We start from the raw sequence: 16,308 nt of genomic DNA on the forward strand, positions 1-16,308 counted from the left end.
GTGAAACGGGCACGTGGCGGGCCGGGCCGGGCGTGGCGCCCGGGGATACGTCCGCCGGTCACCGCGCCCGGGTTCAGCCCGCGTTGGTCAGCTTGAACGAGCCGACCATCTCGTCGAAGATCGCCTTGCTCTCCTCGAATCGTGCGTCCGGGGTGGTCAGGTAGAACGAGAAGACCTTGCCGTCCGCGACGACTGCCCGCCAGACGCCGTGTCGCTTCTTGTCACCGTCACCGCAGGTGTACTCCAGCTCTGCCGACGGCTCGCCGGCCACCTCCGCCTCGGTCAGTCCGACCTGCTCGTACGGTTTGGCGCAGCTCTGCGAGTTCTGCGACAGGCGGGTGCCGGCGCTCCTGAGGAACGACATTGGCTGGGTGCTGGAACCCGCCTTCTCCACCAGGATCCGAACCCGGCGGCCGGCGTCCTCGGGGTCGGTGTAGTCGACGTAGACGGCGTTCTTCGGCCCGTTCTTCTTCCAGCCCTTCGGCACGTTGATCGAGACGCCGCGTTCGCTGTGCGTCTGGGTGGGGAAGGCGGCGGCGACCGTGTCCGGGGATCCGCCGGCCTGCGGCGGGGTGTCGGTCCCGCCCGGCTCCTCGCCGCCGCCGAGCGAGAGCACCAGGATGCCGAGCAGCAGCACCACGGCGACCCCGCCAGCGGCGGCGAGCTGCAGCTGACGCGGCCAGCCCTTGACGGTCCGCACCAGGTTGCCGCCGGCGCCGCGGGCTCCGGAGGTGACCCGGCCCAGGCCGCCGCCGCTGGCGACGTGCACCGTGCCGGGGCGGTCGGCCGGCCCGGCCATCGCCCCGGTCGGCGTGTCCAGCGGGCCGCGGCTCGGTGAACTGACCCAGCGGCCGGCACCGGCGGCCGGCATCACCCCGGTCGGCGCGTCGGCCGGATTCGGGCCGCTGTTCGGGGGACGGGTCCCGTTGGGGGTCGCGGCGGCGGTGCTGCGGGCGATCCGGTCGGCGAGGGACTCGCCGGGGGCGAGCATGGCCGTGCCGCCGATCTCGGTGCCCGACCGGGGGCGGGGCTGGCCGGCTGTCGGGTCGCCGGGTTGTTGCCCCGGGGCGTCCGGCTGCTGCCACGGCGACCGCTGGGCCGGCACCACCGCGTACGGGTCGGTGACCAGGTGGCCGGCGGCCTTGCTGGCCAGCGGTCCGGCCAGGAGTTCGCGGAGCATCGTCCGGGCGGCGGTGACGTCCAGCCGGCGGGCCGGGTCCTTCTCGAGCAGTCCCATCAGCACCCGGGTCAGCGGGCCGGACCGGGTGGGCGGCGCCGGCGGGTCCTCCACCACGGCGTGCATGGTCTCGATCGGGTCGCCCTTGTCGAACGGGGGCCGGCCCTCCACCGCGGTGTAGAGGGTGACGCCGAGCGAGAAGAGGTCGCTGGGTGGGCCGAAGTCCTGGCCCATCGCCCGCTCCGGCGAGATGAAGTGCGGGGAGCCGAGCACCATGCCGGGGGTGGTCAGCTGGACGTCGGTCGGCATCCGGGCCACGCCGAAGTCGGTGAGCACGCACCGGCCGTCGGAACAGATCAGCACGTTCGCCGGCTTCACGTCCCGGTGCAGTACGCCGCTCGCGTGCGCCACCTCCAGCGCACCGAGCAGGGCGATACCGATCTTGGCGACCGCGCGCTGGGCCAGCGGCCCGTCCTCGATCACCATGTCGGCGAGGCTGCGCGAGTCGAGCAGCTCCATCACGATCCAGGGCCGTCCGGCCTCGGTCACCACGTCGTAGACCTGGACGACGGCGGGGTGTTGCAGGGCCGCGGCGGCCCGGGCTTCGCGCAGGGTGCGCTGGTACATCGCGTCGCGGTCGCTGGGGGCGAGCCCCGCGGGGAGCACGACCTCCTTGACCGCCACGTCGCGGCGCAGCAGCGTGTCGGCGGCACGCCACACCGTGCCCATGCCGCCGTGGCCGACCGCGGCCCGCAGCGAGTACCGGCCACCGATGGTGATGCCGGGTGCCGCGCGTCCGTTCGGGGGATTGACCGGTCCGCCACTCCACGTCGGGATCTGAGTCACAGAAGAGCCACCGAGAGAATTGAGGGGCACAGGACAGAACCCCCCTATATTGCGGGTTCCGACCGCAGAAGGGAAAGACAACCGGCGGAGTATGGCAGAAGTCGACCGTATGTGTTGATCTCTTCACGGACCGCTCGTTTTTCTCACCGGGAGTGCCGGATCACTCACCCGGTTCCCGACCCGGTGTCCGATTCCCCGGTCCGTCGGGCATCTCCCCCGGTCCACCGGGCGGCCGGCTCCGGTGCCCGGCGGTGCCGGACCGGTCACCGTCGCCCCGCTCACGTGCGCCGTCCCGAAAGCTGGGATCTACCATGCCGGTCATGAGTGAAGGTCGGTTGAGCGAGTCCGGATTCCCGATCAAGGCGGTCTACGGGGCCACCGACGTACCGGCCGGGCTGGACGAGCGGCTTGGCGCGCCGGGGCGGTTCCCGTACACCCGGGGGGTGTACCCGACGATGTACACGTCGCGGCCGTGGACCATGCGGCAGTACGCCGGCTTCGGGACCGCCACCGAATCCAACGCCCGCTACCACCAGCTGCTCGCCGCCGGCACGATGGGCCTCTCCGTCGCCTTCGACCTGCCCACCCAGATGGGGTACGACTCCGACCACCCGATCGCGCACGGCGAGGTCGGCAAGGTCGGGGTGGCGATCGACTCCATCGAGGACATGCGGACCCTGTTCGCCGGGATCCCGCTGGACAGGGTCTCCACCTCCATGACGATCAACGCGCCCGGCTCGGTGCTGCTGCTGCTCTACCAGCTCGTGGCGGAGGAGTCCGGGGTGGCCGGTACGGCGCTCAACGGCACCATCCAGAACGACATCCTCAAGGAGTACATCGCCCGGGGGACGTACATCTTCCCGCCGAAGCCGTCGCTGCGGCTGGTCGCCGACACCTTCGCGTACTGCCGGGCCGAGGTGCCGAAGTGGAACACCATCTCCATCTCCGGCTACCACATGGCGGAGGCCGGGGCGACCCCGGTGCAGGAGATCGCCTTCACCCTGGCCAACGGGATCGCGTACGTCCGGGCCGCGCTCGCCGCCGGGCTGGCCGTCGACGACTTCGCCCCCCGACTGTCGTTCTTCTTCGTCGCCCGGACCACGCTGCTGGAGGAGGTGGCGAAGTTCCGGGCCGCCCGGCGGATCTGGGCCGCGCTGATGCGCGACGAGTTCGGCGCCCGGGACCCGAAGTCGCTGATGCTGCGCTTCCACACCCAGACCGCCGGGGTGCAGCTGACTGCGCAGCAACCCGAGGTGAACCTGGTCCGGGTCGCGGTGCAGGGCCTCGCGGCGGTGCTCGGCGGCACCCAGTCGCTGCACACCAACAGCTTCGACGAGGCGATCGCGCTGCCGACCGAGAAGGCCGCCCGGCTGGCCCTGCGGACCCAGCAGGTGCTGGCGTACGAGACCGACCTGACCAGCACGGTCGACCCGTTCGCCGGCTCGTACGTGGTCGAGGCGATGACCGACGAGATCGAGACCGGGGTCCGCGAGCTGATGGCCCGGGTCGCCGATTACGGTTCGGCGGTGGAGGCGATCGAGGCGGGCTTCCAGAAACGGGAGATCGAGACCTCGGCGTACCGGGTGGCGCAGGAGATCGAGTCCGGGGACCGGGTGGTGGTCGGGGTCAACCGGTTCACCGTGGACGAGGAGGAGCCGTACGAGCCGCTCCGGGTCGACCCGGCGATCGAGGCGGCCCAGGTCGAGCGGCTCGCCCGGCTGCGCGCCGAGCGCGACGCGGAGGCGGTGCGGCGGACGTTGGACGAACTGCGTACCGCCGCCTCCGGGACCGGGAACGTGCTCTATCCGATGCGGGAGGCGCTGCGGGCCCGGGCCACCGTCGGCGAGGTGTGCGGGGTGCTGCGCGAGGTCTGGGGCACGTACCGGCCCAGCGACCAGTTCTGACAGGCCGGGGCGGGCGGCACCGACGGCCCGGGCGACCAGCACCGACGCGGCGGCGGGAATGTTCCGGCGGCATTCGGGGTAAGCCGCCGGAATGGGTCGGGTGGGCACGGTGACGGACATCCTGTCCGTACCGTCTCCGGCCCGGCCTGTCAGGATGCAGATCCCTGTCACCCACACGGTGCCGGTCGGCGATCGTGGTCGCCGGTCTCGGGAAACCGCCCGGATGGTGCGACATTCCGGGCAGGTGACCTGACTCCGGGTCGGGATCGTGACCGGCGATTCCGTCACGCGTTGTAGGAGGTGTGGGACAGATGGCGGCTTCCGAGGGTGGCTTGAGCAGCTACCCGTACGCCGCCGAACGCTCCTACCAGGGATTTCGTGACGCTGTGCTGTCTGATCATCACCAGAACGAGGTTGCGCAGCGTCACCATCGGCGGTTTAGGCTGTCCGAGTCCCATTCCATTCACAGTGATCGAGAATTCGACGTGACAAGTGCAAGTACGTTGGCCGTGCCGCCGCCCGGGGGACCCGGCTCGCCGCTGTCGGAGAGCTTGTCGGGTGAGGTGACCGCGCAGGGCTGCCTCGACCGGTGGCTGGCCGCCCGGGGTGGTCACCTGGTGGCGATCCGTCGACACATCCACGCGCATCCCGAGCTCTCGCACCAGGAGTTCCAGACCGCCGCGCTGGTCGCCCAGGAACTCGCCGCGGTGGGGCTCGAACCACGCCTGCTCGCCGGCGGGAACGGGGTCATCTGTGAGGTCGGGAGCGGGGACCGGGTGATCGCGCTCCGCGCCGATCTGGACGCCCTGCCGCTGCCGGACACCAAGAACGTCCCGTACCGGTCGACGGTGCCCGGGGTGACCCACGCGTGTGGACACGACGTACACACCACGATGCTGCTCGGTGCCGGTCAGGTGCTGGCCCAGCTCGCCGCGAACGACATGCTGACCGGTCGGGTCCGGCTGCTCTTCCAGCCCGCCGAGGAGCACGCGCCGCTGGGCGCACCCCAGATGATCGCCGCCGGGGCGCTGACCGACGCGGAAATGATCTTCGCGTTGCACTGTGCGCCGCACATTCCGACCGGCTACGTCGGGATCCGCCCGGGTCCGATCACGGCCGCCTCGGACCTGGTCGAGGTCCGCCTGCTCGGCCGGGGCGGGCACACCGCCCGGCCGCACCTCACCGCCGACCTGGTGCACGCGCTCGGTCGGGTCGTGGTGGACGCGCCGGCGCTGCTGGCCCGAAGGGTCGACCCGCGGGCCGGGGTGTCGATGGTCTTCGGGGCGGTTCGGGCCGGCGAGGCGCCCAACACCATCCCGATCGAGGGGGTCGCGCGGGCGACCGTCCGGGTACTCAGCCGGGAGACCTGGCGACAGGTGCCGGACCTGGTGACCCAGCTGATCCGGGACGTGGTCGCCGGTACCGGCGTCGAAGTGGAGATCAACTACATCCGCGGCGTGCCACCGGTGATCAACGACCCCACCGCGACCGCCGTCGCCACCGCCGCCGTGGGTGTCGCGCTCGGCCCGGACCGGGTGGTGGAGGCCGAGATCAGCATGGGCGGCGAGGACTTCGCCTTCTACGCCGAGCAGGTGCCGGCCTCGATGCTGCGGCTCGGCACCGGCATCGCCGGAGCCGAGCCGCTCGACATCCACCAGTCCAACTTCGACGTCGACGAGCGGTCGATCGACTGTGGCGTACGTGTGCTGGTGCAGACGGCACTCACCGCGTTGGCCACGCCCGGTCGGTAAGCGGGTACCGGACGGGCTCCGCGGAAACCGGCGGACCGGTCGGTCCCGGGCGCGTCGGCCGCCCGGGTGAACCGATCGGTCAGTAGACCACGGCCCGGGTCGCGTGCAGGCACTCCTCGACGAAGACCGGGGCACCGGCCATCCGTACCCCGGGGCAGAGCGCCCCGGCGGTGATCTCCCGGCGGTTGGCGCAGTGTTTGCAGAGGGTCACCCGGCTGCCGGTGGTGAGCGTGCCGAGCAGTTCCCCCAGCGGCGCGGCGTCGGGTATCTCGATGCCGTCCGTCCGGCCGGGCAGGGCGAACCAGCTGGCGTCGCCGGCGAGCCAGAACGAGACCACGGTCCCGGCGGCGGCGGCTTCGGCGGCGGAGACGAAGGCCAGGGCGCAGCGCTCCGGCGCCTCCCGCATGTCCACCGTCACCTTCACGACCAGCGAACGAGGCATTACCTGAGGGTAGCCATGTCGCGGGGGTACCGGCTCCACTGTGCGGTCCCGTCGACGGGACCGGGTGGCGGCGCCGGGCGCCGGCGGTGCGTCGGCCAGAGAATGATCGTCGATACCGGCAGACCGTCGGTCATCGTCCGATAGCGAAACGTTGTCGCTTTCATCGCCGGACGGGCGCTTGTTGAGCACGCCTCCACTTGGAACACTTTGTCCTCACGGGGATTCCACGGGCTGTTCGCCCGGTTTGTCGAGCCGACCGCCGCTCGGAGGGCCTCCCACATGCCGTCCAGCCACCACACCCGCCAGCCTCCCGGGCCGGTCCGGTGCTGACCGAACCACCACCGTCGCCACCGGCCGGGGCGGACGTGCTGGCCGACCGGCACCGCGCGATCTCCCGCGCGCTCATCGGGGTGGTCCGGACCGGCCTACCGGCCGCGCCCAACCCGTACGTGGTCCGCTACCTCGCCGAACACGTGGCCGAGGCCGGGATCTGGTCCGAACTGGCCTGCGAACCCGACGTGCTGGACGAGTTGGCCCCGAGCGCGGTCGCCGCCGAGGTGCTGCGTACCGAGTTCGGCCGGGCCGACCTGCCGGCGCAGATAGCTGGTGCGCTGGTCGCCAGCCATCGACTGTCCCTGGTGGAGCCGCCCGAGCGCGGGGTGGTACGCGCGGTGGCGGCGGCCCGCTCGACCGGACAGGCCCCGGCGGTACCGGACGAGGGTCGTGGCCGGTGGCGGCTGCGCTGGTCCCGGCTGCGCCGCGACCCGCTGCACGTGGTGCTCACCGGACACGGCAGGGGGGTACGGGCACTGGCCCCGGTCGGGCTCGCCGACGGTCGTGCCCTGCTCGCCAGCGGCAGTCTCGACGGCACGGTACGGCTGTGGAACCCGATCACCGGTCAGCCGGTCGGGGAACCGCTGGACGGCGCGGGTGGTGCGGTCCTGACCCTGGCCGCCACCCGGCTGGCGGACGGCCGTACCCGGTTGGCCAGCGGTGGCGCCGACGGCACCGTCCGGCTGTGGGACCCGGCCGCCGGACGGCTGACCGGAACACTGCGGGCGCACGGTGGCGCGGTGACCGCGTTGACCCGACTGGCCGGACCGGACGGTCGGGACCGGCTGGTCAGCGGCGGGGAGGACGGGGTCATCCGATTCTGGGACCCGGCCACCGGAGAACCGGTCGGCGCCCCCCGCACGGGGCACCGCGGGCAGGTGCGCGCCCTGACCGTACTGCCCCGCCCCGACGGCCCGGACCTGCTGCTCAGCGGAAGCACCGACCACACCGTACGGTGGTGGGACCCGGCCGACCCGACGGCCGGCGGCACCGTCCTCGTCGCGGACGCCGGTCCGGTCAGCGCGATCGCCACGTTCGAGGCCGCGGACGGGCGACGGTTGCTCGCCACCGGCAGCATGGACGCCCGGGTCCGGCTCTGGGACACCTCCGCCGGGCCGGAGCCGGTCGGCGTGTTCGCCGGACACACCGGCCCGATCGTCGCGATCGCCGTGGTCCGGCTCGACGACGGCCGGCCGGTGGTGGCCAGCGGCAGCGACGACAACACGGTCTGGCTCTGGGATCCCGCCACCGGTTCGACCTTCGGCGACCCGCTCACCGGGCACACCGACACGGTCAGCGCCGCGGTCTCCGTCGAACTGCCGGACGGCCGGTCCCTGCTGGCCACCGGCAGCGCCGACCACACCCTGCGGCTGTGGGACCTGACCACCGGCCAGCTCGCCAGCCGACCACTGACCAGCCAGCTCCAGACCGTCGGCTCGGTCACCGCCGTCACCTTCGGCAACGGCCGCGCCCTGCTCGCCACCGGCGGCTTCAACGGCCAGGTACGGCTCTGGGAGCCGGCGACCGGCGACCCGATCGGTGGTCCGTTCGTCGGCCACCGGGACTGGGTCCGGGCGCTCGCCGCCGTGCCGCTGCCCGACGGGCGCAACATCGTGGCCAGCGGGAGCTACGACGGGACGCTGCGACTCTGGGACCCGGTCAGCGGCTGCCCCGTCGGCGGGCCGCTGGTCGGCCACTCGAGCTGGGTCACCAGCGTGGCCCCGGTGCCGCTGCCGGACGGGCGTACGTTGCTGGCCAGCGGCAGCGACGACACCACGGTCCGGCTCTGGGACCCGCGTACCGGGGCCCCGCTCGGCGAGCCGCTGCTCGGGCACACCAGCGCGGTGAGCGCCCTGGTGGCGACGGTGACCCCGCAGGGGGAGCCGATCCTGGCCAGCGCCGGGTACGACGCCACCGTCCGGCTCTGGGATCCGGTGACCGGTATGCCGCTGCGGCAACCGCTGGTCGGTCACACCGGCGGGGTGAGCACGCTCGCCGCGTTGTTCCTGCCGCCGGCCCGGACCGTGCTGGTGAGCGGCAGCGACGACCGGACCGTACGGTTGTGGGACCCGGTCAACGGTCAGCCGATCGGTGGGCCGCTGTTCGGGCACACCAGCTGGGTGACCGCGCTGGCGACGGTGCGGGTGCCGGGCGGCCACCCGCTCGTGGTGAGCGGCAGCATCGACGGCAGCGTCCGGCTCTGGGACCCGACCGACGGCCGACAGTTGCACGTACTCTCGCTCGACCTCGACGTCGCGGACCTGACCTCGGTCGGGTTGCGGCTGGTGATCGGCTGTGAGGTCGGCCTGCTGGTGCTGGAACTGGACCCGACCCGGTTGACCCCGGGCCGGGGCGGGAGGAGGTGGGATGCCGGCGCTGGCGCGTGACGTGAGCCGCGACGCGGTGATCGTGGTGCCCGGGATCATGGGCAGCGAACTGGTCGACGCCGACACCGGGCGGGTGCTCTGGGGGCTGACCGACCCGCGCTGGTACGTCTCGGCGTGGGCGTCGGGCCGGGGACTCGCCGCGTTGCGGGTCACCGAGGCGGAACTGGCCGGGACCGGACCGGTCCGGGTACGGGCGACCGGACTGCTGCGTACCCCGGCGTTCGCCCCCGTACTGCGCGGCGTCGAACCCTACCGGGACCTGCTCCGTGGGGTACGCGCCGCCGTCGCACACCCGGACGCGGTCGTCGCGTTCCCGTACGACTGGCGGCTGCCGGTGGCCCGGTCGGCGAGCGCACTGGCCGATGTGGCCTCGGCGCACCTGCGACGGTGGCGCGCCCATCCCGAGGGCCGCCCCGACGCCCGACTGGTGATCGTCGCGCACTCCATGGGCGGGCTGGTCGCCCGGTACTTCACCTCGGTGCTGGGCGGCGCGGACCTGGTCCGGGCGATGGTGACCCTCGGTACGCCGTTCTTCGGCGCGGCGAAGGCCGTGCAACTGCTCGCCGCCGGCCGGGGTGGGCCGCTGCCGCTGCCCCGCCAGCGGCTCCGCGAACTCGCGGTCACCCTTCCCGGCGTGTACGACCTGCTGCCGACGTACCGGTGTGTGGACGAGGGCACGGGCAGCCGGCTCCTCGGGCCGGCGGACATCGCGGCGATCGGCGCCGACGTGACCCTGGCGGAGCAGGCGGCCCTGACGGCCGGCAAACTCGCCGGGGTGTCGGAGGGGCCGGAACTGCACGCCGTGGTCGGGGTGGGCCAGCCGACGGTGCAGAGCCTGCGGATCCGGTCCGGGGTGGTCGAACCCTGCCACCACACCTGCGAGCCGGACGGCGCCGGCGGCCTGTACCGGGTGGACCGGATGGGCGACTCGACGGTCTACCGGGACGCCGCCGGCGGGCCGGGCAGCCGGCCCGCCTACCTGCCGCAGAGCCACGCGACCCTGGCCCGGTCCCAGGAGGCCGTCGCACATGTCCGGTCGGTGATCACCCAGCGCCCGCTCGGCCCGCCGTTGGGCGTACCGCCGGAGGAGGCGGTCGGGGTCGACCTGCCCGACGTCGTGGTCGCCGGCGAGCCGTTCCCGGTCACCGTACTCGCGGAGGACCCGGCGGCGGTCTCCTGCCGGGTCGTGGACGTCACCACCGAGGAGATCGAGGCGCTGCCCCGGCTGGCGGTCCGGGACGGTGCTCTGGCCGCCGTGCTCGCGCTGCCCCGGCCCGGTCTGTACCGGGTCGAGGCCGCCGGCGGCAGCTTCTCGCCGGTCGCCCAGCTGATGCTGGTGCTGCCGCCCGCGGGGACCGGGGACGGGTTGGCATGAGCGCGGGGCGCGAGGAGACGGCATGAGCAGTGCGGACGAACCGGTCGGGACGCGGGACGACGGATCCGGGACGTTCGCCGTCCTGCCCTTCGGGTTCAGCCGGTACCAGCACCACCGGGACCTGCCGGAGGTGCCCGAGGAGATCGACCGGATCACCACCGTCCTGGCCGGGCTCGGCGGCGTGTCCCGACCGTGGCTGCTCGCCCCGGCCGCCCGCGACCTCTCCCGGGTCGTGGACCGGTTGGCGGACTGGGCCGCCGAGCAGAATCCCGGCAATTCGGTCCTGCTCTGGCTCGGGCACGGTCAGGCGGTGGGGAACGAGGCGTGGCTGGCGGTGCAGGACACCCGCAAGCCGATGCGGGGGACCGGCCTGCATCCCCCGACGCTGGCCGAGCACCTGGTCAACCAGTGGCGACGCCGCGCGCAGGTGCCGGGGGCCTGGACGCTGGTGGTCGTCGAGGCCTGCGGCGCCGACACCTTCGTCCGCCTGCTCGGCGCGACCCTGCTGGAACAGGAGCGGACCGCCGTTCCGGAACGCCTCGCCATCGTCGGGGTGGGTGGCGCCGGAACCAACTACCTGGGGGAGTTCGGCCAGGCACTGGCGGCCACGGTGAACTCCTTCACCGACAACGACCGGGAGGTCCGGCTCAAGGACCTGGTCGCCCGGCTCGACGACCGGATCTCACCGGGCCGGGTGATGACCTTCGGCCTGCACGACGCGACGCCGCTGCGGATCGCCCGGGTACTGCCGGACGCGATATCGGCCCCGCTGGACATCTACGCCGAACTCCGGAGCTTCCTCCAGGAGTTGCCGGCCGACCTGCGCAGTCACTTCGTGGCCAAGGCGCAGGGCGCCGAGCAGGGCGAACTCGCCTGGTACTTCGTCGGCCGCCGGGCCGAGCGGGCGGCGATCGCCGGGTGGCTGCGGCAGCGTACGTCCGGAATGCTGGTTGTCACCGGACGGGCCGGGGCCGGCAAGTCGGCCCTGCTCGGCAACGTCCTGGTGCACACCAACCCGCGGCTGCGTGACCTGTTCCAGCGGGTCGGCCGGTTCGAGACCCGTGGGGAGGAGCAGCCGCCGGAGGACGCCTTCGACGCGGTCGTGCACCTGACCGGGCTCACCACGGCGGACCTGGTGGCCCGGATCGCCGAGGCGGCCAGGGTCGAGATGCCACTGACGAAGCCCGGCGCCGAGGTGGACTGGCTACTCAACCAACTGTCCCGGCAGACGTTCACCCTCCTGGTCGACGCGTTGGACGAGGCCCAGGATCCGGCGACGGTGGCGAGTTCGGTGCTGCGGCGGATCGCCGGGCTGCCGCGCTGCCGGGTCGTGGTGGGCACCCGCGCCTCGACCACCGAGGGGCCGGACCACCCGGACACCACCGCCGAGGACCTGCTCGACGCGCTCGGCCGGTCGGCGAAGACCGAGACGGTGGTGGTCGGCCGGGACCCGGACGCGATCGCGACGTACGTCCGGCAGCGGCTCACCGCCGCGCTCGGCACCGCCGGTACGGACTTCGCCGACCCGTTGGTCGACTCGGTCGCGAAGGAGATCGGCGACCGGGACCGGGAGTTCCTCTACGCCCGGCTGGCGGTGCACGAGATCCTGGCCCGTCCACACCTGCTGGAACCGGCCCACGCCACGGAACTCGCCGACCTGCTCGGCCGGGACCACCGGACCCTGTTCGGTGCGGCGGTCACCCGGCTCGCCGAGGTCGCGGAGATCAACGACCCGCTGCTGGAGGCGCTCGCCATGGCCCGGGGGCGGGGTCTGCCCCGGGCCGACCGGATCTGGGCCGTGACCGCCACCGCGCTCGCCGGCGGCGCGCTGGTCGGGGAGAGCGACATCGACCGGCTGTTGGAGTCGGCGGCGCCGTACATCACGTTGGACGCCGAGGACGGGCAGAGCGTCTACCGGCTGGCCCACCGCACGTTCCAGGAGTTCTTCGAGGCCCGGGCCAGGGAGACCGCATCGGGAGGTTGACGACGAGGGTCGCCGCTCCTCCGACGCCGGACCGGCCACCGCCCGCCACGCCGTTCCACGGCTGTCGGGAATTCGTCGACTTGATTGCCGTCAAGGCTGATGCATGCCGGTTGGCGGAACCTTATCATGCAGGAAACCGGCCTCCGGCCAGGTGGGTTTTGCGGCGAACAGTCGGTTTCACATCCACGGTCTCCGGGAGGAGAGTCATGCAACTGATCGGTCTTCTGGGCGGAATGAGCTGGCAATCTTCGGCGGAATATTATCGCCTTTTGAACGAGCTCGTCCAGGACAGGCAGGAAGGGCTCCACTCGGCGCGCTGCCTGCTGTATTCCGTCGACTTCGCCTCCATCGAGGCCATGCAGATGGAAGGCAGATGGGACGACGCGGCGGAAGCGCTCGCCGCTGCGGCGAAGGTGCTCGAGGACGCCGGCGCCGACTTCATCGTGCTCTGCACGAATACGATGCACAAGGTCGCGGACCAGATCCAGGCGGCGATCGGCGTACCGCTGCTGCATCTCGCCGACACGACGGCCACGGTGGTCAAGGAACACCGCGTCCGCCGGGTCGGACTGCTCGGCACCCGGTTCACCATGACGCAGGAGTTCTACCGGGACCGGCTCGCCTCCCACGGGCTGGAGGTCCTGGTGCCGGAGGGGGACGACCGGCAGGTCGTGCACGAGATCATCTACAACGAACTCTGCCAGGGGATCGTGCGTCCCGAATCCCGGGCCCGGTACCGGGAGATAATCCGGCGACTCGTCGACGCGGGCGCCGAGGGGATCATCTACGGCTGCACCGAGATCGAGTTGTTGGTCGACCAGACGGACAGCAGCGTTCCGGTCTTTCCCACCACCCGGCTGCACTGCGAGGCGGCGGCGGACCGGGCGATGGGCGCCGGACGGGTCCGCCGACCCCGGTTGCCCTAGCCGGCGACCCTCGGGGCCGGACGCTAATTGAATTGTCCGGTCGACGGTTCTGCTGTGTTCAGTTCTGTGTGTATCCGTTCGGCCCGACGCGGCGACGCGGCGCCGTCGTCGGACCGATGAGACAATTGAGTAACTTCATTCTGTGTTGTACTCTGTGTCAATGTCGGCGGATCATTTTCGTACCCCTCTTATCCGCTTAGCAGAGGACATCTTCGTCAAGTGCGACTTTCTCCACCCCGGCCGTAGCCACAAGGCCCGGGTCGCCCGCGCTCTGATCGACGACGCGGAAGCCCGGCACGGACTCTCCACCGGACAGGGCCGGGTGCTGCTGGAGCGCACCGGCGGCAACCTCGGCGTCGCCCTGGCCATCGAGGCCTATTCCCGCGGATACCCGCTGACCCTGGTCACCGATCCGCAGTCGTCGCCGGTCAAGCGGGGGCTGGCCGCCGCCCTGGGTGCCACCGTCATCAACCGCGGCGTCGCCTACCCGCAGGCCCGCGACAACGGCGAGGTCGTCGCCGAACTGCTCGCCGAGCCGGGCACCCCCTTCCACTACCTGAACCAGTTCGCCAACCCGGCGAACCCCAGGGTGCACGAGGAGGTGACCGGTCCGGAGATCCTGGCCGACCTCGTGACCTCCGGCTGCACCCGGGACAGCACGGTGGTACTGGTCACCGGCCTCGGCACCGGAGCCAGCATGCGGGGCATCAGCACCGCGCTCCGGACCTGGTTCACCCGGGTCGTCACGGTCGCGGTCGAACCCCCCGGCTGCGACCTGCGGGCCGGCAGGTACGACGACCACGAGGCGTACGGCATCGCCGTCGGCGAGCCCGCCCCCTTCATGCCGATCGAACTGGTCGACGCCGTGGTGCCGGTCACGTCGGCCCAGATCGCAGCCGCCCGGGACCGCCTGCTCCGGGAACGGGGACTGCTGGTCGGCCCGAGCAGCGCGGCGAACATGGCCGCGCTCCCGTCGGCCCGCGCGCATCCCGCGGGTCCCGACGAGCCACGGATCTTCGTCACGCTGCTGTTCGACCGGGGGGAGGACTACCTGTGAGGGGGGACCAGATCCTCGACGACCTCCGGTCCGACATCGGGGCGCTGCTGTCCGACGCGCTCGACCGACCGGTCGGCGGGCCCACCGCCGGGCTGTGCGACCAGGTCGTCCGGGAGTGCTGGGCCGACCTGTCCGCGCTGGCCGACCGGGACGCCGCCGCCGGCGGCGATCCGGCGTACGCCTACCGCAGCTACGCCAGCTTCCGGGCGGTCCTCGTCCACCGGGTGGCCCACCGGCTGCTGGACCTGCCGGACCCCGACGACGCACTGCGGACCGCCGCCCGGCGACTCTCCGAGGAGGCGAAGGTACGGACCGGCGTGGAGATCCACCCGGCGGCGGAGATCGGCCGGCGGTTTGTGATCGACCACGGGTACGGAACCGTGATCGGCGAGCAGACCCGGCTCGGCGACGACTGTTACCTGCTGCAGGGGGTGACGCTCGGCGGCACCTCGATCGGACACTCCAGCGCGTACGGGCAGTCCCGTCGACACCCGTGGATCGGGGACCGGGTCGAGATCGGCGGCGGCGTGTCGGTGTTCGGGCCGGTCACCATCGGAGACGACTGCCGGCTGGAGGCCGGGGTACGGGTCACCTTCGACGTGCCGGCCGGAGCGCGGGTCCGGCTCGTCTCGGTGAGTCAGGTCTCGCTGGCCCCGGCGCGGCGGGTCGAGGTCCACTCGGTGTCGCCCGTCCCGGACGGCCTGCTGGTCACCGGCGCGGGACTGCGGAACCTGACCCCGGCGCTGCTCAACGATGACCGCACCGTCGCGTCCTACCTGCCGGTGCTGCACGCGGACGAGCAGTCCATCCGGTGCGGGGTACCCACGGTCCGGGCGGCCCGGGCCCGGTTGCTCGGGTTTTTCGAGGAGGCGACCCTGGCCCTCTGCATCGGCGGCGCCAGCGCGCTGCGCGACCTGTGACCGCCGGGACGTCCCGTCCGCCGGGTCCGAGCCGAGCGCTCCGTACCGCCCCGGACGACGTACTGCGGCAGCGGACCGGGATTAAGTGGTCGAGGGTGTCACCCGGCGAGTTGCCCGCCGACATCGCCGAACTCGACTTCGAGGTCGCCGAGCCGGTCCGAACGGCACTACGCCGGGCCGTCGAACTCCACGACTACGGCTACCCCGACTTCGACCAGGGCACCCCGGTGGCGCTCCGGGAACTCTTCGCCACCCGGATGCACGACCGGTACGGCGCGACGGTGGCGCCGGAACGGGTCGAACTCTCCGCGCAGATCACCCAGGCGCTCTGCGCCGTCGTCCTGACCCTCACCCGGCCCGGTGACGGGGTACTCGTGCACACCCCGACGTACCCGCCGTTCCTGGCGGCGATCAGCCAGCTCGGGCGGCGTCCGGTCACCGTACCGGTGCGGGACGTCGAGGACGCGGAGCAGCTCACCGAACTGCTGCCGCCGTCGGTCGGGCCGATCCGGCTGATCGTGCTCTGTCATCCGCACAACCCGACCGGGCACGTCTTCAGCCGGACGACGCTCGCCGCGTTGGCCGAGTTCACGGTGGCCCGGGACGCGGTGGTGTTCAGCGACGAGATCTACCAGGATCTTGTCGACGACCCGGCGACGTACCAGCCTGTTGCGACGGTACCCGGGCTGGCGGACCGGACCGTCACCTTCACGTCGGCCGCGAAGAGCTTCAACGTGCCCGGGCTACGCTGCGCGGTCGGCTACTTCGGCGGTTCCGGCATCCACCGGCGGTACACGGCGCTGCCCTGGCACCTGCGGGACGGGGCCGGCATCCTCGGGGTCGCCGCCACCCTCGCGGCCTGGCGGTACGGCGACGCGTGGCTGGAGGACCTGCGACGTACCCTGCGGGACAACCAGGCCCTGCTGGTCGAGCGGCTGGCCCGGCTGCCCGGAGTGGCCTGGACGCCACCGTCGGCGGGTTACCTCGGCTGGCTGGACCTGACGACCTCGTCGGTCGCCGCCGACCCGCGCGCCATCCTGCGCCGGCGGGCCGGGATCCTGCTGCAGGCCGGGGCGGCCTTCGGTGCCGCCTTCACCGGGTACGCCCGGCTCAACTTCGGCACCGACCGGGACCGGCTGGTGCGGATCCTCGACCGCCTGTCCGAGGCCCTCCGGTAGTAGGCGGTACGCGGCACGGAAAGGTGAA

The 16,308-nt window shown here is 72.5% G+C and carries 11 protein-coding genes; 9 read left to right on the forward strand and 2 right to left on the reverse strand.

The features are described from left to right. Positions 1-73: 73 nt before the first annotated feature. Positions 74-2,023, reverse strand: coding sequence for a protein kinase (locus ABGB21_RS13460; protein ID WP_347677981.1), 1,950 nt, complete (start codon positions 2,021-2,023; stop codon positions 74-76). 320 nt (positions 2,024-2,343) lie between these two features. Here ABGB21_RS13460 and ABGB21_RS13465 point away from each other — a divergent pair, with 320 nt between their 5' ends. Further along, positions 2,344-3,927, forward strand: coding sequence for a methylmalonyl-CoA mutase family protein (locus ABGB21_RS13465; RefSeq protein ID WP_347677983.1), 1,584 nt, complete (start codon positions 2,344-2,346; stop codon positions 3,925-3,927). 311 nt (positions 3,928-4,238) lie between these two features. Further along, complete coding sequence (locus ABGB21_RS13470; protein WP_347677985.1) at positions 4,239-5,678, forward strand: amidohydrolase; 1,440 nt, start codon at positions 4,239-4,241, stop codon at positions 5,676-5,678. A 79-nt stretch (positions 5,679-5,757) separates the two neighbouring features. Here ABGB21_RS13470 and ABGB21_RS13475 read toward each other — a convergent pair whose 3' ends face one another. Beyond that, positions 5,758-6,120, reverse strand: coding sequence for a DsrE family protein (locus tag ABGB21_RS13475; protein ID WP_347653015.1), 363 nt, complete (start codon positions 6,118-6,120; stop codon positions 5,758-5,760). Between the two features lie 323 nt (positions 6,121-6,443). On the opposite strand from ABGB21_RS13475, the gene ABGB21_RS13480 reads away from it, so the two are divergent. The 7 genes from ABGB21_RS13480 (at position 6,444) to ABGB21_RS13510 (ending at position 16,280) form a co-directional block, all read left to right on the forward strand. Continuing rightward, the gene (locus ABGB21_RS13480; protein WP_347677987.1) at positions 6,444-8,840 is read left to right on the forward strand and encodes a WD40 repeat domain-containing protein; all 2,397 of its coding nucleotides are present in this window, start codon (positions 6,444-6,446) and stop codon (positions 8,838-8,840) included. Next, positions 8,821-10,215 (forward strand): hypothetical protein, encoded by a 1,395-nt coding sequence (locus ABGB21_RS13485; RefSeq protein WP_347653013.1) that lies wholly within the window; start codon positions 8,821-8,823, stop codon positions 10,213-10,215. The genes ABGB21_RS13480 and ABGB21_RS13485 overlap by 20 nt, the downstream gene beginning before the upstream one ends. Before the next feature lie 22 nt (positions 10,216-10,237). After that, positions 10,238-12,199 (forward strand): hypothetical protein, encoded by a 1,962-nt coding sequence (locus ABGB21_RS13490; protein WP_347677989.1) that lies wholly within the window; start codon positions 10,238-10,240, stop codon positions 12,197-12,199. 206 nt (positions 12,200-12,405) lie between these two features. After that, on the forward strand, positions 12,406-13,125 hold the full coding sequence (locus ABGB21_RS13495) for an aspartate/glutamate racemase family protein (RefSeq protein WP_347677991.1): 720 nt from the start codon (positions 12,406-12,408) through the stop codon (positions 13,123-13,125). Between the two features lie 160 nt (positions 13,126-13,285). Then, positions 13,286-14,182 carry a pyridoxal-phosphate dependent enzyme gene (locus ABGB21_RS13500; protein ID WP_347653010.1) on the forward strand — a complete coding sequence of 299 codons (897 nt, stop codon included), beginning with the start codon at positions 13,286-13,288 and terminating at the stop codon, positions 14,180-14,182. Next, complete coding sequence (locus ABGB21_RS13505) at positions 14,179-15,102, forward strand: serine O-acetyltransferase (protein ID WP_347677993.1); 924 nt, start codon at positions 14,179-14,181, stop codon at positions 15,100-15,102. Before ABGB21_RS13500 ends, ABGB21_RS13505 begins: the two co-directional genes overlap by 4 nt. A gap of 95 nt (positions 15,103-15,197) precedes the next feature. After that, the gene (locus ABGB21_RS13510) at positions 15,198-16,280 is read left to right on the forward strand and encodes an aminotransferase class I/II-fold pyridoxal phosphate-dependent enzyme (protein ID WP_347677995.1); all 1,083 of its coding nucleotides are present in this window, start codon (positions 15,198-15,200) and stop codon (positions 16,278-16,280) included. Positions 16,281-16,308: the final 28 nt, after the last annotated feature.

The sequence above is a fragment of the Plantactinospora sp. B24E8 genome, assembly GCF_039871735.1.
Taxonomy (GTDB): Bacteria; Actinomycetota; Actinomycetes; order Mycobacteriales; family Micromonosporaceae; genus Plantactinospora.

Coding starts and splice junctions, on each gene's coding strand:
- ABGB21_RS13465 (WP_347677983.1), top strand. CDS start 2,344: ATGAGTGAAGGTCGGTTGAGCGAGTCCGGATTCCCGATCAAGGCGGTC.
- ABGB21_RS13470 (WP_347677985.1), top strand. CDS start 4,239: ATGGCGGCTTCCGAGGGTGGCTTGAGCAGCTACCCGTACGCCGCCGAA.
- ABGB21_RS13475 (WP_347653015.1), bottom strand. CDS start 6,120: ATGCCTCGTTCGCTGGTCGTGAAGGTGACGGTGGACATGCGGGAGGCG.
- ABGB21_RS13485 (WP_347653013.1), top strand. CDS start 8,821: ATGCCGGCGCTGGCGCGTGACGTGAGCCGCGACGCGGTGATCGTGGTG.
- ABGB21_RS13490 (WP_347677989.1), top strand. CDS start 10,238: ATGAGCAGTGCGGACGAACCGGTCGGGACGCGGGACGACGGATCCGGG.
- ABGB21_RS13495 (WP_347677991.1), top strand. CDS start 12,406: ATGCAACTGATCGGTCTTCTGGGCGGAATGAGCTGGCAATCTTCGGCG.
- ABGB21_RS13500 (WP_347653010.1), top strand. CDS start 13,286: ATGTCGGCGGATCATTTTCGTACCCCTCTTATCCGCTTAGCAGAGGAC.